The sequence below is a fragment of the Salegentibacter sp. genome (genome assembly GCF_041642575.1).
Taxonomy (GTDB): Bacteria; Bacteroidota; Bacteroidia; order Flavobacteriales; family Flavobacteriaceae; genus Salegentibacter.
In genome coordinates this window covers 16,254-33,727 of the sequence record NZ_JBEPWD010000004.1, presented here as the reverse complement: position 1 = coordinate 33,727, position 17,474 = coordinate 16,254, and the positions used below count along the sequence as shown (strand labels likewise).

The 17,474-nt window shown below is 39.4% G+C and carries 18 protein-coding genes; 15 read left to right on the top strand and 3 right to left on the bottom strand.

The window, feature by feature from the left end; all coding sequences use genetic code 11:
* Nucleotides 1-29: 29 nt before the first annotated feature.
* The 11 genes from glmS (at nt 30) to ACESK1_RS01945 (ending at nt 11,086) form a co-directional block, all read left to right on the top strand.
* Entirely contained in the window at nt 30-1,877 is a 1,848-nt protein-coding gene (glmS, locus tag ACESK1_RS01995) for a glutamine--fructose-6-phosphate transaminase (isomerizing) (protein ID WP_372917392.1), read from the top strand.
* A gap of 271 nt (nt 1,878-2,148) precedes the next feature.
* Nucleotides 2,149-3,663 (top strand): F0F1 ATP synthase subunit beta, encoded by a 1,515-nt coding sequence (gene atpD / locus ACESK1_RS01990; protein WP_372917390.1) that lies wholly within the window; start codon nt 2,149-2,151, stop codon nt 3,661-3,663.
* Between the two features lie 42 nt (nt 3,664-3,705).
* Complete coding sequence (locus tag ACESK1_RS01985; RefSeq protein WP_372917388.1) at nt 3,706-3,993, top strand: F0F1 ATP synthase subunit epsilon; 288 nt, start codon at nt 3,706-3,708, stop codon at nt 3,991-3,993.
* Between the two features lie 242 nt (nt 3,994-4,235).
* On the top strand, nt 4,236-6,545 hold the full coding sequence (locus ACESK1_RS01980) for a putative monovalent cation/H+ antiporter subunit A (RefSeq protein ID WP_372917386.1): 2,310 nt from the start codon (nt 4,236-4,238) through the stop codon (nt 6,543-6,545).
* Nucleotides 6,546-6,556: 11 nt separating this feature from the next.
* Complete coding sequence (locus tag ACESK1_RS01975; RefSeq protein WP_372917384.1) at nt 6,557-6,970, top strand: Na+/H+ antiporter subunit B; 414 nt, start codon at nt 6,557-6,559, stop codon at nt 6,968-6,970.
* A 3-nt stretch (nt 6,971-6,973) separates the two neighbouring features.
* Nucleotides 6,974-7,327 carry a Na+/H+ antiporter subunit C gene (locus tag ACESK1_RS01970; protein ID WP_372917382.1) on the top strand — a complete coding sequence of 118 codons (354 nt, stop codon included), beginning with the start codon at nt 6,974-6,976 and terminating at the stop codon, nt 7,325-7,327.
* The gene (locus ACESK1_RS01965) at nt 7,324-8,847 is read left to right on the top strand and encodes a proton-conducting transporter membrane subunit (protein WP_372917380.1); all 1,524 of its coding nucleotides are present in this window, start codon (nt 7,324-7,326) and stop codon (nt 8,845-8,847) included. The genes ACESK1_RS01970 and ACESK1_RS01965 overlap by 4 nt, the downstream gene beginning before the upstream one ends.
* Nucleotides 8,847-9,326 (top strand): Na+/H+ antiporter subunit E, encoded by a 480-nt coding sequence (locus ACESK1_RS01960; protein ID WP_372917378.1) that lies wholly within the window; start codon nt 8,847-8,849, stop codon nt 9,324-9,326. Before ACESK1_RS01965 ends, ACESK1_RS01960 begins: the two co-directional genes overlap by 1 nt.
* Nucleotides 9,323-9,598 carry a cation:proton antiporter gene (locus ACESK1_RS01955; RefSeq protein WP_372917376.1) on the top strand — a complete coding sequence of 92 codons (276 nt, stop codon included), beginning with the start codon at nt 9,323-9,325 and terminating at the stop codon, nt 9,596-9,598. The genes ACESK1_RS01960 and ACESK1_RS01955 overlap by 4 nt, the downstream gene beginning before the upstream one ends.
* Nucleotides 9,595-10,020: a monovalent cation/H(+) antiporter subunit G gene (gene mnhG, locus ACESK1_RS01950; RefSeq protein WP_372917374.1), complete on the top strand. Its 426-nt coding sequence runs from the start codon at nt 9,595-9,597 to the stop codon at nt 10,018-10,020. The genes ACESK1_RS01955 and mnhG overlap by 4 nt, the downstream gene beginning before the upstream one ends.
* A gap of 184 nt (nt 10,021-10,204) precedes the next feature.
* On the top strand, nt 10,205-11,086 hold the full coding sequence (locus tag ACESK1_RS01945; protein ID WP_372917372.1) for a cupin-like domain-containing protein: 882 nt from the start codon (nt 10,205-10,207) through the stop codon (nt 11,084-11,086).
* On the opposite strand, the gene ACESK1_RS01940 is transcribed toward ACESK1_RS01945, so the two are convergent.
* From ACESK1_RS01940 to ACESK1_RS01930, 3 genes are all read right to left on the bottom strand, one after another.
* Nucleotides 11,079-11,561: a regulatory protein RecX gene (locus ACESK1_RS01940; protein WP_372917370.1), complete on the bottom strand. Its 483-nt coding sequence runs from the start codon at nt 11,559-11,561 to the stop codon at nt 11,079-11,081. The two genes, ACESK1_RS01945 and ACESK1_RS01940, sit on opposite strands and share 8 nt — an antisense overlap.
* A gap of 92 nt (nt 11,562-11,653) precedes the next feature.
* The gene (locus ACESK1_RS01935) at nt 11,654-13,195 is read right to left on the bottom strand and encodes an Rne/Rng family ribonuclease (protein ID WP_372917368.1); all 1,542 of its coding nucleotides are present in this window, start codon (nt 13,193-13,195) and stop codon (nt 11,654-11,656) included.
* Nucleotides 13,196-13,491: 296 nt separating this feature from the next.
* Nucleotides 13,492-13,800, bottom strand: coding sequence for an HU family DNA-binding protein (locus tag ACESK1_RS01930; protein WP_372917432.1), 309 nt, complete (start codon nt 13,798-13,800; stop codon nt 13,492-13,494).
* Between the two features lie 125 nt (nt 13,801-13,925).
* Between ACESK1_RS01930 and mutY the strand changes: the two genes are divergently transcribed.
* The 4 genes from mutY (at nt 13,926) to gldD (ending at nt 17,454) form a co-directional block, all read left to right on the top strand.
* Nucleotides 13,926-14,975, top strand: a complete 1,050-nt coding sequence (mutY, locus tag ACESK1_RS01925) for an A/G-specific adenine glycosylase (RefSeq protein WP_372917366.1) — start codon at nt 13,926-13,928, stop codon at nt 14,973-14,975.
* A 119-nt stretch (nt 14,976-15,094) separates the two neighbouring features.
* On the top strand, nt 15,095-15,541 hold the full coding sequence (locus ACESK1_RS01920; RefSeq protein ID WP_372917364.1) for a single-stranded DNA-binding protein: 447 nt from the start codon (nt 15,095-15,097) through the stop codon (nt 15,539-15,541).
* A gap of 21 nt (nt 15,542-15,562) precedes the next feature.
* Nucleotides 15,563-16,885 (top strand): gliding motility-associated protein GldE, encoded by a 1,323-nt coding sequence (locus ACESK1_RS01915; protein ID WP_372917362.1) that lies wholly within the window; start codon nt 15,563-15,565, stop codon nt 16,883-16,885.
* Nucleotides 16,882-17,454 (top strand): gliding motility lipoprotein GldD, encoded by a 573-nt coding sequence (gene gldD, locus ACESK1_RS01910; RefSeq protein ID WP_372917360.1) that lies wholly within the window; start codon nt 16,882-16,884, stop codon nt 17,452-17,454. Before ACESK1_RS01915 ends, gldD begins: the two co-directional genes overlap by 4 nt.
* The last annotated feature ends 20 nt before the right edge of the window (nt 17,455-17,474 follow it).

Sequence of the window (17,474 nt, the reverse complement as noted above, 5' to 3'; positions counted from 1 at the left end):
TATTAACTTAACTACCAATAACTAACATTATGTGCGGAATTGTAGGTTATATTGGGCATAGGGATGCTTATCCTGTAGTGCTTAAAGGACTCCAGAGACTGGAATATCGCGGTTACGATAGTGCCGGGATCGCCTTATATGATGGAGAAGAACTTAAACTTTGTAAAACCAAAGGAAAAGTTGCAGATCTAAAAGAAAAACTTGAAAATTCTATCTCCACTAACGGAAACGTTGGAATTGGGCATACCCGCTGGGCTACGCATGGAGTGCCAAACGATGTGAATTCTCACCCGCATTACTCAAATTCAGGAAATCTTGTTATAATTCACAACGGGATCATCGAAAATTATGATGCCCTAAAGAAAGAACTAAAAACCCGTGGATATACTTTTGAAAGTGACACAGATACCGAGGTTCTTGTGAACCTTATTGAAGATGTAGCTACAAAAGAAGGCGTTAAATTAGGAAAAGCTGTGCAAATCGCACTTAACCAGACTATCGGTGCTTATGCCATAGCCGTTTTTGATAAAAGAAAGCCCAATGAAATAGTTGTTGCCCGCTTGGGTAGTCCACTTGCAATTGGAGTTGGGGAAGATGAATTTTTTATCGCTTCAGATGCCTCACCCTTTATTGAATATACCAGCAATGCTATTTATCTTGAAGATGGTGAAATGGCCGTTGTACGAAGAGATAAAGGTGTAAAAGTTAGAAAAATTCAGGATGATTCTCTTGTGGATCCTTATGTTCAGGAGCTTCAGTTAAACCTTGAGCAAATTGAAAAAGGTGGTTATGAACACTTTATGCTGAAGGAGATCTATGAGCAGCCTAGCGCAATAAGTGATACCTTCCGCGGAAGAATGCTTGCTGATAAGGGCATCATTAGAATGGCCGGTGTTGATGACAATATTGAGCGAATCTCGAATGCTAAAAGAATTATAATTGTAGCCTGTGGAACCTCCTGGCATGCCGGGTTAGTTGCAGAATATGTTTTTGAAGATCTTGCGCGTATACCTGTTGAGGTGGAATATGCTTCTGAATTCCGATATCGTAACCCGATCATCTCAGAAAATGATGTAGTGATCGCAATTTCACAGAGTGGGGAAACCGCAGATACTATGGCTGCGATCAAACTGGCCAAAGAGAAAGGTGCTTTTGTTTTTGGAGTGTGTAATGTGGTAGGTTCTTCTATTTCACGTGAAACGCATGCCGGAGCATATACCCACGCAGGGCCTGAGATTGGTGTAGCTTCTACCAAAGCCTTTACTACTCAAATTACGGTATTGACCTTGATGGCTTTGAAGCTGGCTAAGCACAAAGGAACTATCTCAAATTCAGATTTTATGCTTCATCTTCAGGAGATGGAACGTATTCCCGGAAAGGTAGAACAGGCTCTTGAATCTAATGAACATATTAAGATTGTTGCCGATATTTATAAAGACGCCAGAAACTGTCTTTATTTAGGGAGAGGCTTTAATTTCCCTGTAGCTTTGGAAGGTGCTTTAAAATTAAAAGAAATTTCTTACATACACGCAGAGGGTTATCCTGCTGCCGAAATGAAGCACGGTCCTATCGCACTTATTGATGAGCACATGCCGGTTATTGTTATCGCTACCAAAAAAGGACATTATGAGAAAGTGGTGAGCAATATTCAGGAGATCAAATCCAGAAGCGGAAAGATCATCGCGGTTGTTACCAAAGGAGATGAAGAAGTTAGGGACCTCGCAGATCACGTAATTGAAGTGCCGGAAACTATGGAACTTTTAACTCCGTTATTGACTACTATTCCGCTTCAGTTGTTATCGTATCATATTGCAGTAATGCTTGGCAAAAATGTAGATCAGCCGAGGAATCTTGCTAAATCGGTGACAGTTGAATAGATAATTCAGTATAAAATATTTTAAAAAAAGCCTTTCAGACTAGATTTTGAAGGGCTTTTTTTCTGTCCTCCTTTCCGCAGAAATTAATAATAATCTGGGTTTTGCGGCTATATGTTTATGGGAAGAAAAGTTATTTAGACAGGGGTATGAATTTATCAAGAAAAAACTATCTTTGCAGCCTGAAAACAACCTGTTTGGAATTTTGAATAATATAATTTTCCCGCCGGTGTTTTTAAGATTTTTTAAATACTAAACATTAAAGAATTAGATAATGTCTAAAGTAACAGGTAAAGTTGCCCAGATTATTGGTCCTGTAGTTGACGTTGTGTTCGACTCAGAAAATACTGAATTACCAAAGATCTACGACTCTTTGGAAATTACAAGAAAAGACGGTTCCCTATTGGTATTGGAAGTTCAATCTCACATTGGTGAAGAGACTGTAAGAACGGTTTCTATGGATTCTACCGATGGTTTGAGCCGTGGAGTTGAGGTAGTTGCTACCGGTGCTCCAATCCAAATGCCTGTTGGTGGCGATGTATACGGAAGATTATTCAATGTGGTAGGAGATGCTATCGATGGTCTTGGAAACTTGCCTAAAGCCGGAAAAGATGGTCTGCCAATTCACCGGGATGCTCCAAAATTTGAGGACTTATCTGTTTCTACTGAAGTTTTATTTACCGGTATTAAAGTGATCGACCTTATTGAGCCTTATGCTAAGGGTGGTAAAATTGGTCTTTTTGGTGGTGCCGGGGTAGGTAAAACAGTACTTATTCAGGAATTGATTAACAATATTGCCAAAGGCCACGGTGGTCTTTCGGTTTTCGCCGGAGTTGGAGAGCGTACCCGTGAAGGAAATGACCTTCTTAGGGAAATGCTTGAATCTGGTATTATAAAATATGGTGACGACTTCATGCATTCTATGGAAGAAGGTGGTTGGGACCTTAAAAAGGTAGATAAAAGCGTGATGCGTGAGTCTAAAGCTACCTTCGTATTCGGACAGATGAATGAGCCACCGGGAGCACGTGCGCGTGTTGCCCTTTCTGGTCTTACCATTGCAGAATACTTCCGTGATGGAGCCGGAGAAGGACAAGGGAAAGATGTACTTTTCTTCGTAGATAACATTTTCCGTTTTACCCAGGCCGGTTCAGAGGTGTCTGCACTTCTTGGACGTATGCCTTCAGCGGTAGGATACCAGCCAACACTTGCTACCGAAATGGGTGCAATGCAAGAGCGTATTACTTCTACTAAAAACGGATCGATTACTTCGGTACAGGCTGTTTACGTACCTGCCGATGACCTTACCGACCCGGCGCCGGCAACAACATTTGCCCACCTGGATGCAACAACAGTATTGTCTCGTAAGATCGCCGAGCTTGGTATTTACCCAGCGGTAGATCCTCTTGATTCAACTTCAAGAATCCTTACCCCGGAAATTTTAGGGGACGATCATTACAACTGTGCACAGCGAGTAAAAGAGCTGCTACAACACTACAAAGAATTGCAGGATATTATCGCGATTCTGGGTATGGAAGAACTTTCTGAAGAAGATAAACTTGCGGTATCACGTGCAAGACGTGTACAGCGTTTCCTTTCTCAGCCTTTCCATGTAGCCGAGCAGTTTACCGGACTTAAAGGAGTGCTTGTTGATATTAAAGAAACGATTAAAGGGTTTAATATGATCATGGATGGGGAATTAGATCACTTGCCGGAAGCAGCTTTCAACCTTAAAGGTTCTATAGAAGAAGCTATCGAGGCCGGAGAGAAAATGCTTGCTGAAGAAGACTAAAAGCCTTTCCGCAACAGCGGAAGTTCAAAACATTAGATAACTATGCAATTAGAAATCGTAACCCCCGAAGCGGTAGTTTTCCAGGCTGAAGTTGATGCAGTAAAAGTGCCGGGAGCAAATGGTGAATTCCAGATGCTTAATGATCACGCGCCCATCGTTTCTACTTTAACCGAAGGTGAAGTGAAGATCAGCCTTACCAATGTAAGCAGGGATTTTTTAGAAGATCTTTCTTCTGATTTTAGGAAAGAAGGTGAAAAGGTTCTTTATTACCCGATTCAGGGTGGGGTTTTAGAAATGAAAGATAACAAAGCGATAATCCTCGCAGATTAGGTTTTAGTTTCTGAATAAAAAAGCAAAAAGCCGAAGGTGTTCCTTCGGCTTTTTTTTGCTTAGTTCAGACGGTACTTTAGCAATAATGAATTTTCAGTAATTTAAGAAAGTAGCTGAATTTTTGCTTTTTTATGATTATCTAAATTCAGAAGCCTTTAAAACCGCAGTTTATGCCCCGGTTTCCTTATTAAACTTAAATAATATCTGCTATATTTGCTGAGAACGGAATTTGAAAGAAAAATATGCTAACAGCTATACTTTTAGGGTTTTTATTTGCTTTATTCCTTGTTTTTGCAGGGAAGTTTTTTAAAGGTAAATTGGCTGTTGTTTCTGCGCTTGTCCCCTTATCCCTTTTTATTTATTTTGCATCATTTATCCCTAGAATAGCCTCTGGAGAGGTTGTGAGCCGAACCTATGAATGGGTTCCTTCTTTTGGAGTAAATCTCGGGTTTAGTTTAGATGGCCTTTCGCTTTTGTTCTCATTAATGATAACAGGGATAGGTTTTCTGGTGTATGTATATACTTCTACCTATTTAAAAAATCATCAATACCTGGATCGCTTTTACGCCTATTTGAGCGTTTTTATGGGAGCGATGTTAGGTTTAGTGCTTTCAGACAACATTATTTCTATGTTTGTATTCTGGGAGCTTACCAGTATAAGTTCTTTTTTCCTTATCGGGTTTAATAACACCAGTGAAGCTTCAAGAAAATCGGCACTAACCGCCCTTGGAATTACAGGTTTCGGAGGCTTTTCGCTATTGGCGGGGGCATTGCTGCTTGGAAGCATGACAGGCACCTACAGCATTGCTGAAATGCTCAGTATGAAGGAGGCTCTAGCAGGGCATGAGTTTTATATTTTAGCCGTGATCTTTATTTTTGGGGCTGCCTTTACAAAATCGGCGCAATTCCCGTTTCATTTCTGGTTGCCGGGCGCGATGAAAGCACCTACGCCGGTGTCTACATATTTACACTCGGCCACCATGGTAAAGGCCGGGGTGTATTTGCTCATGCGTTTTACGCCGGTTTTAGGAGACACCAATTTCTGGAATACTACCCTTATTGTCGTTGGAGCGATCACGATGCTTTACTCGGCGGTTCATACTTTATTTCGCACCGATCTTAAAGGAGTGCTTGCCTATTCCACAATTTCGGCCCTTGGTATATTAGTATTCTTAATTGGACTTGGAAGTCAGGGTGCATTCCTTGCGGCGGCTGTTTTTATAATCGTACACGCATTGTATAAGGCTACTTTATTCCTGGTTACCGGGGTTATAGATCTTCAGGCGGGAACGAGAAATTTAACTGTGCTGGCAGGATTGCGAAAAGTTATGATGCCTGTGGCCGTAGCAGGTTTCCTTGCTGCGATTTCCAGTGCTGGAATTCCACCGAGTGTCGGTTTCCTTGGAAAAGAACTCACCTACGAAGCCAGTACACATTCAACCGGACTGGTGGTTCTTATTGTTGCTGCCATCGTGCTCACAAAAATTTTACTGCTGTATGCCGGTTTTGTTGCCGGAATAAAACCTTTTACAGGGAAACTACCGGAAAAATTCACTGAAGTTAAAATGCCCGATCCGTTGATGTGGATGCCTCCGTTGTTACTGGCAATTCTGGGAATCGTCTTCGGATTATTTCCTGCTTTAATTGAATCTTCACTTGTGAAACCTGTGGTTACGGCCCTTGGGAAAGATGCTTCAGATATTCACCTGGCTTTATGGCACGGGGTCAATACGGTTCTGATATTAAGTATAATTACTATTGCAGTTGGGATCCTGCTATATTTTATTCTGAAGCCTTCAGAAAAACTTGAAAACCGAATCGGTAAGTTAGAACCGGTTTCCCCGGAAAGCATTCTCAAAAAACTGACATACTTTTTTGGGGTATTTTCGAAATTCTGGACAAATGTTTTCCAAAACGGATATCTTCGGAATTATGTGACCACTATTATTCTTTTTCTTGTTATTCTGGTAGGTTATATTTTGATAGGGAATACAAGTCTGGTAATAGATTACGCAAAATTAACTGAAATAACTGCATATGATGTGGCCGTTACAATAATTCTCTTAGCAGGGATTTTTTATACGGTATTTACAAAATCGCGTATAGGTGCTGTAGCAGCGATGGGAGTGGTAGGACTTGCCATTTGTTTACTTTTTGTTTTTTACAGTGCACCTGATCTTGCCATGACCCAGTTTTCTATAGATACTCTAACAGTTATACTTTTTGTATTGGTTCTCTACAGGTTGCCAAAATACCTTGTACTGACTGATTATAAGATGAGGATTCGGGATGGGATACTGTCGCTTGCATTTGGGGGTTTAATTAGTGTATTGGCATTACAGGTTTTAGCTGAACCGGTGAATAATGAAATTGGGGATTACTATGCGAAAAATGCCTATATATTGGCACACGGAAAGAATGTGGTGAATGTTATCCTGGTGGATTTCAGAGGTTCTGATACCTTCATGGAGATCGCCGTGCTGGTCATAGCTGCAATAGGAGTATTTGGTTTGCTGAAATTGCGTGTAAAAAGTTCAGACAGGCCTAATTAAAAGAAAAGATAATGAAGACATTAATATTAAAAACCGCCTCAACTTACCTTTTACCGGTATTGCTGGTGTTTTCCGTGTTTATTTTGCTGCGGGGGCATTATCTACCTGGAGGTGGTTTCGTGGGTGGCCTAATTGCTGCCATAGCTTTTGTTTTACATGCCTTTGCTAACGGCCTCGATAAATCTAAAAACCTCCTGAGAATACATCCCGGTTTTTTGATGCCTGTAGGTTTAGCCCTGGCTTTTCTTAGCGGGGTAGCTCCCGTGATTGGTTTAGATGATCCATTTATGACCGGACTCTGGTTCCCGGATCCTTTTCCGGTAATAGGGAATGTGGGAACGGCCCTGTTTTTTGATATTGGGGTTTATCTTGTAGTAATTGGAGTAACCTTAACAATAATATTTACAATATCAGAATCGGCTTAGATTATGGAGATACTTTTTGCAATAATAATAGGGGTGCTTTACGCTGCGGGTATTTATATGATCCTACGTCGTAGCTTGGTTAAACTTATTATTGGAATAATATTACTTGGTAATGGGGCCAATCTCCTGATCTTTCTTCTGGGGAGAATAACAAAAGGAGCGCCACCTATTATTCCTGAGGAATCAAAAGTTTTTCTCGAAGCCTATGCCGATCCTGTGCCGCAGGCCCTTATATTAACAGCTATCGTAATTAGTTTTGGTTTACAGTCTTTCGCTATTATACTTGTGAAAAGAGCTCACAAAGTGGTAAAGACCGACGACCTTGACGAAATGAACGCAACCGACGAAGATTCATGACACAACAGTTAATTCTATATCCATTATTGCTGCAGCTACTGTTAGCCATTGTTTTGATGTTTTTCTGGTACAGGATCAATGCACAGAAGGTTATAAGTATTTTGGGGAGTATCCTTCATCTTGGGCTGACTATCTATGTCTTTAGTTATATCTGGAATAGCGGAACACAAACAATACAAGCCGGAAACTGGGAAGCTCCGTTTGGGATCACTTTTGTTGCCGATACGCTTTCTATTACACTGGTTTTGCTTACCGCGATAGCGGGACTTGCAGTTTCGATTTTCTCTGCTTCATCAATGATTCCCGACAGGCTTAAATTTGGGTATTTTCCGATATTTCATTTTCTGCTACTTGGTTTAAATGGGGCATTTTTAACTGGCGATATTTTCAACCTGTATGTATGGTTTGAGATAATTATTATAAGTTCTTTTGTATTGATCACTCTGGGAGGGGAAAAGGCTCAGTTGGAAGGAGCAGTAAAATATTTTACCCTTAACTTCCTGGCTTCAATGATATTCCTTACTGCAATTGCAGTGCTGTATGGGTTAACCGGCAGTCTTAATATGGCCGATCTTGCCAACAAGGTCGCTGCAGTTGAAAACAGGGCCTTAGTGCAGATCACTGCGGTGCTGTTTTTAATTGGGTTTGGAATTAAGGCAGCTGTTTTTCCACTCTATTTTTGGCTTCCGGCTTCTTATCATACTCCGCCAACAGCCGTTTCAGCAATTTTTGGAGGCTTACTTACCAAAGTTGGAGTATATGCCCTCATTAGGGTATTTACGCTCATCTTTGTTGGCGATGCTTTCCTCGATGAATTGCTGATTGTTATAGCCATTTTAACCCTGTTTAGTGGAGCTGTGGGCGCACTTATTCAGAATAACATTAAAAAGGTATTTTCTTACCTCATAATTTGTCATATAGGTTATATGATCTTAGGATTAGGAATGTTTACCGAGGTTGCCATTGCAGGTACAATTTTCTATCTTATTCATGATATAGTTGTAAAAACCAATCTTTTCATGGTAAGCGGTCTTATTTATAGAATAAAGGGGTCAAGTAGTATGCGTGCCCTGGGTGGATTTTACAGCGATTACCCAAAGCTAAGTCTGCTAATCTTTATTCCTTTGTTCTCCCTTGTTGGAATTCCACCGCTTTCTGGGTTCTGGCCTAAAATCTCACTTATAACAGCAAGTTTTAATACCGAAAGTTACTGGGCCCTCGCAGCTATTATCTTTGCAAGTTTTATAACGCTTGTGGTAATTGCAAAGCTTTGGGCAGAGGTATTCTGGAAAAATCCCGGGGAAATTCCTAAAAGGTTTAAATTTGATTACTTTCATAAAATGGGAGGCTCCCGAAAAATGGGCTTTGTGGCTCCAATAGTTTTTTTAAGTATTGTTTCTCTGTATATTGGTTTCGGTGCTGAAAATATTCAGATATTATCATCCCGGGTCGCCCAGGAACTAATGGATAATCAGTTGTATATTGACGCGGTACTGAATAAAACTCAAATTTCCGAATAATGAAAACCAGGTTTGTAGCAAATATTTTACTAACAGTCATCTGGGTTGCACTAACCGGGAATTTTGCCTTTGGCAATTATATCTTCGGATTTATACTGAGCTTTTTCATTCTTTGGGTAATTAGCAAGGAAAAAAAGGAATCCACCTATTTTACGCTGGTCCCTAAAGTGATAAGTTTTGTATTCTATTTTTTGTATGAGCTTGTTAAAGCTAATTTGCAAGTGGCTTACGAGGTAAGTACACCAAAACTAAGAATGAAGCCCGGAATCGTTATGGTTCCCCTGGATATCCAATCAGATATAGGAATTACTCTCCTTGCTAATATGATATCGCTAACCCCCGGAACACTGAGTCTGGATGTGTCTGATGACAAAAAAGTTCTTTTTGTACATGCCATGTACATACATGATAGGGACCAATTTATTCATGGGATTAAAAACGGATTTGAAAAACGCTTATTGGATATTTTTAAGAAATGACATTAAACGACTATCTATATTATATCATTCTGCCTGTTCTGGCTTTTTCTATCCTGCTGATATTTTACAGGTTTGTTAAAGGCCCAAGCATTGTGGATAAAATTATCGCCCTGGATCTTTTGATAACAACAGGGATCGGACTTATAGCTGTTTACAGTATCGTAAATGGAAGATCTACATTTATTGATACTGCAATGATCCTTGCTCTTATTGCGTTTTTAAGTACCGTGGCCTTTTCCTATTATATTGAAAAAAGAAACCGAAAGAAATGAGTTCTATCATAATAGTCATATTAACAACTTTGGGAGCCTTGTTTGTACTTCTTGCTGCTATTGGAATGATAAGAATGCCGGATACTTACCTAAGAATCTCGGTGACTACAAAGGCTGCAACTCTGGGAGTTGGTCTTTTGCTGATTTCTGCAGCGATTTATTTTAATGATCTTTCTACTACTTCAAGAGCTCTCGTAATTATTCTTTTCGTACTGCTTACCGCCCCGGTGAGTGCACATTTAATTGGTAGGGCTTCCTATTTTATGGGGGTTAAACTCTGGGATAAATCCGTGATGGATGATCTTAGGGGAAAATACCAGAAAAAGGACCATGTACTTAAAAGTAAAACCGATAATACGCCTGGGGATAATATTGATCACAGCCATTTAAATTCTGATGATGAGGATGATCTGGTGAAATAAAGTTTTATACCTTACTTTCTTCTTATAATTTTACGACCATTCCTTAACTTAACCTGTTAGGACGAGGTCCTCCACAGCATATTTTATAACTTTGCAGCTTCCTGTAAAAATGGATAAGATAACCAATGCCATAACTTTTGAGTATAATCATAATAGCGCTGAATTTGATTGAAGAAGAGGAGCGATGAAGACAAAAAATCAACTGCAATTAACCGAAATTCCAAGGGTAGCCAGTATTACAAAAAGGGAATTTCTCGAGAATTATGTGAAGCCCCAAAAACCTGTGGTTATTGAACATCTGGCGGAAGACTGGCCGGCTTACCAAAAATGGGATTTACAATACATAAAAGAAATTGCAGGCGAGAAAATTGTCCCCCTTTACGACGATCGGCCTATCTCCTCAAAATTCAAATTTAACGAGCCTCATACGAGAATGAAGATGACAGAATATATAGATCTGTTAACTTCCGGTCCTACCAGTTATCGTATTTTTCTCTACCATTTGCTTAAGGAAGTGCCTTCACTTCAACAGGATTTTAAATTTCCTGATATAGGCCTGCGGTTTATTAAAAAGTTACCAACTTTATTTTTTGGCGGTGAAAATTCGAAAGTCTTTATGCATTATGATATCGATTTTGCAAATATTCTTCATTTTCATTTCCACGGAAAAAAACAATGTATCCTGTTTCCGCCTTCAGAAACAAAATACCTGTATAAAGTGCCCCACGCTCTGATTTCAAGAGAAGATATTGACTTTCATGATCCTGATCTTAAAAAGTTTCCGGCATTGGCTAAAGCAAAAGGTTTCGTTACGGAATTAAAACACGGAGAATGCCTTTATATGCCAGAAGGCTACTGGCACCAGATGACTTATCTTACTCCCGGTTTTTCAATGAGCCTGAGAGCTTTCCCCAGGAATGCCCCAAACTTTTCAAAAGCGGTTTACAACCTACTCTTTATGCGCCATTTCGATAATTATATGCGCAAATGGAAAGGTCAAAAGTGGATAGACTACAAGAACGAGCTGGCTATAAAACGTACTGAGAAGCATAATAAGCCTATTTAACTAACGAATTCACTTGATCGTATACAAGATTAGCTTCGTAACCTTTTTGAAGCAGGAAATCGGCTATTTTCTTCCTTTTCTTAAAAGAGTTTTTCTCCTTAACTAAATCTAGTTTTTTAATCGCTAATTCTTCAAGCGTTTTAAGGTATGTTTCCTCCTCTATTTCGGTCAATGCCAGTTTTATTATGGGAATAGAAATCTCCCTGAATTTGAGTTCCTGTTTGATTTTTATCCTTCCCCATTTTTTTATTCTGAATTTCCCGCGTACAAAGCTGCGGGCAAAGCGTTCTTCATTTAAAAAATCTTCCTGCATCAGCTGAATGATGATCTGTTCCTGCGCCGCAGGGATCATGTTCATCTCCCTTAATTTTTCTTCAACTTCTTTGTGGGAACGGTCACGGTAGGCACAAAACTGCATAAGTTTGATCGTGGCTTCTTTGACGGTATATGATTTATGGGGTTTGTTGAATTCCATTTTGGCAAAGATAGCAAAGGCAGATAAAATTTTATTAACTGTAAAAAACGCCATAAAAAAAACGCCTTCCGATTTAACGAAAGGCGTTTCTCTTAAAGTTGAATTTCATTTCCTTCTTTATCGTGAAAATGATATTCCATGTACGTGTAAGCGTCTCTTGGTAAAATTTTAACCCATCGCTTATGGTCTAAAAACCACTGCGCGCGGGGTGATGGAAAGCCTTTGGTTAAAAAGGCTGCAATAAATGGGTGCGCACTCAAAGTGATCTTTTTCTGATCTTTCTTTAAGAGCTTTTCCAGGTCGGTTTTTATTTTATTTATTAAAAGTATTGGTGCCTCAATTTCACCAGTTCCGTTAGGGTTTACCTCGCGGGTTTTAATATTCATTTCCGGCCGTACGCGTTGTCTTGTAATTTGTATCAATCCGAATTTACTCGGTGGCAAAATCTTGTGTTTTGCCCGGTCGTCGCTCATCTCATTTTTTAGGTGATCGTAAAGAGCTTTACGATTTTCGGCTTTACCCATATCGATAAAGTCTACCACAATTATGCCTCCCATATCGCGAAGTCGCAACTGGCGGGCAATTTCGGTGGCGCTTATCATATTCACCTCCAATGCGGTATCCTCCTGGTTTCTTGATTTATTAGAACGGTTTCCGCTATTCACGTCTATAACGTGCATAGCTTCGGTGTGTTCTATCACCAGGTAGGCGCCTTTACTTATTGAAACGGTGCGCCCGAACGTAGTTTTTATTTGTCTTTCGATACCGTATTTTTCAAAGATTGGAACATTCGACTGATATAATTTTACAATTGCTTCTTTACTTGGGGCGATCTCGCCCACATAATCTTTAATTTGTGTATAAAGTGTTTCATCGTCTACGATAATAGAAGTAAAAGTGTCGTTGAAGATATCCCGAAGCAGGGAAGAGGCTCTGTTGAGTTCTCCCAGTACCTTCGAGGGGTGTGGTGCTTTATACAGTTTTTTACACATGGCTGTCCAGCGACCAACTAAATTCTGAAGGTCTTTGTCCAGCTCTGCTACTTTTTTGCCTTCGGCTACGGTTCTTACAATAACTCCAAATCCTTTGGGTTTAATGCTTTTTACCAGTCTTTTTAGGCGGTCCTTTTCTTCCTTGCTTTCGATCTTTTGTGAAACCGAAACCCGATTGGAAAAAGGAACCAGCACTATATAGCGGCCCGGAATGGAAAGCTCTGAGCTTATCCTGGGGCCTTTGGTAGAAATAGGTTCTTTTACAACCTGAACCAGTACCGATTGATTTGACTTAAGAACATCGGTAATTTGTCCGTTCTTGTCAATATCCTTTTCAAAAGTAAAATTCTTAAGTGAATAATCTTTTAATTTACCTGTGCTTACACGTTTGATGAACTTAAGCTGGGAAGAGATTTGAGGCCCGAGGTCATGATAGTGTAAAAAACCATCTTTTTCATAACCTACATTTACAAATGCGGCATTAAGCCCGGGAACAGCTTTTCTAATTTTGGCAAGAAATATATCGCCAACATTAAATTTATTGCTGTCTTCTTCCTTGTTGAGTTCAATAAGTTTTCCATCTTTTAGTAAGGCAAAATCTACAGCAGAGGATTCGGACCTGATAATTAATTCTTTGTCCACTCTTTTAGATTTTTGTCCCGATGTGATCGGGATGGATTAAACATTATTTTCTCACAGGGTTTTTATTCCTGAAGAAATCTTAGCTCCCACCATTGGCGGGAAATAGGATTTCGATTTCAATGAACTTTTTAAATAAAAAAAGTAGTGTGAAAACTACTTTTTCTTATGGCGGTTAGCTCTTCTTCTTTTCTTACGCTTGTGCGTAGCTACCTTATGTCTTTTTCTTTTTTTACCACTTGGCATAGTGTGCGTTTTAAATTAATAATTTATTTTCTTTTGCCTACAGTTGCAAACATTTACTTTACTTCAACATTAGACTTAACGCCCTCAACAAATATTTTTGCCGGTTTAAATGCCGGGATGTTGTGTGCTGGAATCTTAATGGTAGTGTTCTTGGAAATATTTCTTCCGGTTTTTTCAGCTCTTGTTTTAACTACAAAGCTTCCAAATCCTCTTAAATATACGTTATCTCCACTTTCCAGTGAAGTTTTAACTTCATCCATGAAGGTCTCAATAATAGCCTGAACATCACCTTTTTCCATTCCTAGTTTTTCTGAAATGTTTGCTACGATATCTGCTTTCGTCATTTTCGTACTATTTAATATTATAAATTGGGGTTTCTAAATTTTCAAGGGCGCAAATATAAGAATTAAATCTCCAATATTTCAAGCCTAATTCATTAAATAATAACGGAATAAACTTTTAATATTGCAACCCGACAATAATTTATATGGATTTTTCTAAAATTCTGATTAATTGGTATTTAAACAATAAACGCGAGTTGCCCTGGCGGGCAACTGCCGATCCTTATCATATCTGGCTTAGTGAAATAATGCTGCAGCAAACCCGGGTGGAACAAGGTTTGCCGTATTATTTGAGCTTTACTGAGGCTTTTCCGAATGTTTTTGATCTTGCTGATGCTTCCCAGGAAAAAGTGCTTAAACTATGGCAGGGATTAGGCTACTATTCCCGCGCCCGTAACCTGCACGAAACCGCCAAATATGTGGCTTTTGAACTTAACGGTGTTTTTCCTGATAATTACCGGGAACTTAAGAGGCTGAAAGGAGTGGGCGATTACACCGCCAGCGCCATCGCTTCTATATGTTATAATGAAGCTGTGCCTGTAGTTGATGGGAATGTGTACAGGGTTCTTTCCAGGTGTTTCAATATCGAAACGCCTATAAATTCCACCGCCGGAATCAAGGAATTTAAATTGTTGGCCGGTGAATTACTGGATAGGGAGAATCCTTCCTTGTTCAACCAGGGATTGATGGAATTTGGAGCGTTACAGTGTAAACCGCGCAACCCGCTTTGTGAAAGTTGTCCTTTTAATGACAGGTGTTTGGCATTAAAACATAATAAAATCAAGGATTTGCCGGTTAAGCTTAAGAAAACAAAGGTGAAGAAGCGTTATTTCAATTATTTGGTTTTTTCTTCTGAAGAGAATAAAACCCTGCTTCAACAGCGCCAGGGAAAAGGAATCTGGGAAGGGCTCTATGAGTTTCCGCTTATCGAAACCGGCGAACCGATAACTTCTGAAACATTCATTTCCGAAGCAGAGATCCAGGAGGAGACAGGTCTTTTGGCTGGAAATGTTGTTTTATACAATGAAAAACCGGTAGTGCACAAGCTCTCCCACCAGCATATTTACACTCATTTCTGGATGGTGAACTCCGAAGCTTTAAATGAGAAAGGCATTCCGAAAGAAAAAGTAAGGAATTATCCTGTTCCCGTTTTAATCCAGAATTTCCTCGAGGAATCGGGCTTTGAGGATTACTAATTAAGAAATGTTGAAACTTTTATTTCACTCAATTTTAGTCTGCTCAGAATTTTTGAGTATTTTAGAATAAATTTAAACACAGAACCCTATGTTTTTGGGTTCAAATAAAACTTAATACAATGACTGGTACACTTAACAAAGTAATGCTGATAGGGCATACAGGAGATGATGTGAAAATGCATTATTTTGAAGGTGGAAATTCGCTAGGGCGTTTTCCGTTGGCAACAAACGAAACCTACACCAACAAAACTACCGGGGAACGAGTTACCAATACCGAGTGGCATAATATTGTGGTGCGTAACAAGGCGGCAGAAATCTGCGAGAAATATCTTAAAAAAGGAGATAAGGTTTACATCGAAGGTCGTTTAAAGACCCGTAAATGGCAGGATGATCAGGGAAACGATAAGTATTCTACTGAAATTCATTGTTCAGAATTTACCTTTTTAACTCCAAAAGATCAGGCAGGTGGAAGTGCTCCGCAGGAAACTCAGACACAAAAACCACAAAACCAGCCGAAAAATGATAGCTTTGCACAGGAAGAAGATGAAGATGATCTCCCGTTTTAAGTTTAACTAAAAGCATAGCATTTGGACTCGGAACCTCCCAGTTTATTTCTGTTTTGGGCCACAATAGATTTCACCGAGATAATTAATATAGTTATCTTATTGCTTTTGCTGCTTTGTTCTGCGATGATCTCGGGGGCAGAAGTGGCATTTTTTTCTCTGACCCCGGCCGATATAATTACCGAGGACGGAAAGAGGAGCAAGGCCCAAAAAATTGTTGTAAACCTTTTAGATAGGCCTAAAAAATTGCTTGCGACAATTCTGGTGGCTAATAATTCCATAAATATCGCCATTGTTCTATTATTTGATACCCTTACAGATTCTTTGTTTAACAGGATGCAGACGGAATTCTGGGGAGTTGATATTAAATTGATTATTGAGGTTGGCGTGGTAGCTTTTCTTATTCTGCTTTTTGGAGAGATCCTGCCAAAAGTATACGCCAGTAGGAATAAAGTTCAGTTTTCAAATTTTATGGCTCATCCTCTTAATTTTCTGGATACTTTTTTCTCACCTTTAAGTTTGCCTATGCGATCGGTTACCTTATATATTCATGAAAGGTTAGGCAAACAACGTTCTTTTTTAAATGTAGATCATCTTTCCCAGGCCCTGGACCTAACCAGTAACGAAGGAACTTCAAAAGAGGAGCAAAAAATACTCAAGGGAATTGTTTCATTTGGTAATACCGACGTCAAGCAGGTTATGCGTCCAAGGATGGATATCTTTGCCCTGAATGAAAGCCAAAATTATAAGGAGATTATTGGTGAAATTATTGAAAATGGCTATTCCCGAATTCCGGTTTACAGGGAGAATATTGATAATATTATTGGTATTCTTTATGTGAAAGATCTTTTGCCTTATATAGAAGAAAATAAATTTGAATGGACTAAATTATTACGAGAGCCCTATTTTGTTCCCGAAAATAAAAAGCTTGACGATTTGCTTAATGATTTCAAGGGGAAAAAAAATCACCTGGCAATTGTCGTAGATGAGTATGGAGGAACCAGCGGATTGATCTCCCTCGAGGATATTATTGAAGAGATCGTTGGGGATATTAGCGACGAATTTGATGATGAAGACCTTATCTTTTCTAAATTAGATGAGCATAACTTCATTTTTGAAGGAAAAACTCCGCTTAAAGATTTTTATAAGATCATAAAACTGGAAGATCCAGAAACCTTCGAAGAACAAAAAGGAGATGCTGAAACCCTGGCCGGTTTCATCCTGGAGATTTCGGCAGGCTTTCCGAAGAGAAGCGATACAATCTATTTTTTAAACTACACTTTCACAATAGAGGCCGTAGACGATAAACGAATAAAACAAATAAAGCTAAGCATAACCCCTGTATGAGAATAACCATTGCGATACTATCTTTAATACTGATGTTCTCTTCCTGTGGGAATGATGATAGTAAACCTAAGCCGAAAGCTTTTCTTGCTCTGGAATACCCTGAAGCAGTTTACGAACCCATAAACCTGGATTGTCCTTATAGTTTTGAGAAGAATCAGCAGGCGGTGATTACTCCTTCCAGAAACAATATTCCCTGCTGGATCAATCTTGAATATAAGGATATGAACGGGATGATCTTTATAACCTATCAACCTGTTCGGAATAACCTGGATTCTTTACTTAAAGACGCCCAAAACCTGCCCTTGCAACACACTATAAAAGCTGATGTGATTGAAGGCGATATGTACACCAACGAGCTTCATAACACCTACGGAATGTTTTATGAAGTTGAAGGTAATGCCGCCTCTCAGGCCCAGTTTTATCTTACCGATAGTGTAGAACATTTCCTAACCGGCTCGGTTTATTTTAACCGCCAACCAAATTTTGATTCCATCGTTCCAGCTGCCGATTATCTTAAGAAGGACATGAAGCATTTGATGGAAAGTCTGCGCTGGCAGGAGAAAAAGTAAGAGAAAGCTTGGTTTGCATT

Bases quoted from the DNA above. Each gene is read 5' to 3' on its own strand.
- glmS (WP_372917392.1), top strand. From the start codon at position 30: ATGTGCGGAATTGTAGGTTATATTGGGCATAGGGATGCTTATCCTGTA.
- atpD (WP_372917390.1), top strand. From the start codon at position 2,149: ATGTCTAAAGTAACAGGTAAAGTTGCCCAGATTATTGGTCCTGTAGTT.
- ACESK1_RS01985 (WP_372917388.1), top strand. From the start codon at position 3,706: ATGCAATTAGAAATCGTAACCCCCGAAGCGGTAGTTTTCCAGGCTGAA.
- ACESK1_RS01980 (WP_372917386.1), top strand. From the start codon at position 4,236: ATGCTAACAGCTATACTTTTAGGGTTTTTATTTGCTTTATTCCTTGTT.
- ACESK1_RS01975 (WP_372917384.1), top strand. From the start codon at position 6,557: ATGAAGACATTAATATTAAAAACCGCCTCAACTTACCTTTTACCGGTA.
- ACESK1_RS01970 (WP_372917382.1), top strand. From the start codon at position 6,974: ATGGAGATACTTTTTGCAATAATAATAGGGGTGCTTTACGCTGCGGGT.
- ACESK1_RS01965 (WP_372917380.1), top strand. From the start codon at position 7,324: ATGACACAACAGTTAATTCTATATCCATTATTGCTGCAGCTACTGTTA.
- ACESK1_RS01960 (WP_372917378.1), top strand. From the start codon at position 8,847: ATGAAAACCAGGTTTGTAGCAAATATTTTACTAACAGTCATCTGGGTT.
- ACESK1_RS01955 (WP_372917376.1), top strand. From the start codon at position 9,323: ATGACATTAAACGACTATCTATATTATATCATTCTGCCTGTTCTGGCT.
- mnhG (WP_372917374.1), top strand. From the start codon at position 9,595: ATGAGTTCTATCATAATAGTCATATTAACAACTTTGGGAGCCTTGTTT.
- ACESK1_RS01945 (WP_372917372.1), top strand. From the start codon at position 10,205: ATGAAGACAAAAAATCAACTGCAATTAACCGAAATTCCAAGGGTAGCC.
- ACESK1_RS01940 (WP_372917370.1), bottom strand. From the start codon at position 11,561: ATGGAATTCAACAAACCCCATAAATCATATACCGTCAAAGAAGCCACG.
- mutY (WP_372917366.1), top strand. From the start codon at position 13,926: ATGGATTTTTCTAAAATTCTGATTAATTGGTATTTAAACAATAAACGC.
- ACESK1_RS01920 (WP_372917364.1), top strand. From the start codon at position 15,095: ATGACTGGTACACTTAACAAAGTAATGCTGATAGGGCATACAGGAGAT.
- gldD (WP_372917360.1), top strand. From the start codon at position 16,882: ATGAGAATAACCATTGCGATACTATCTTTAATACTGATGTTCTCTTCC.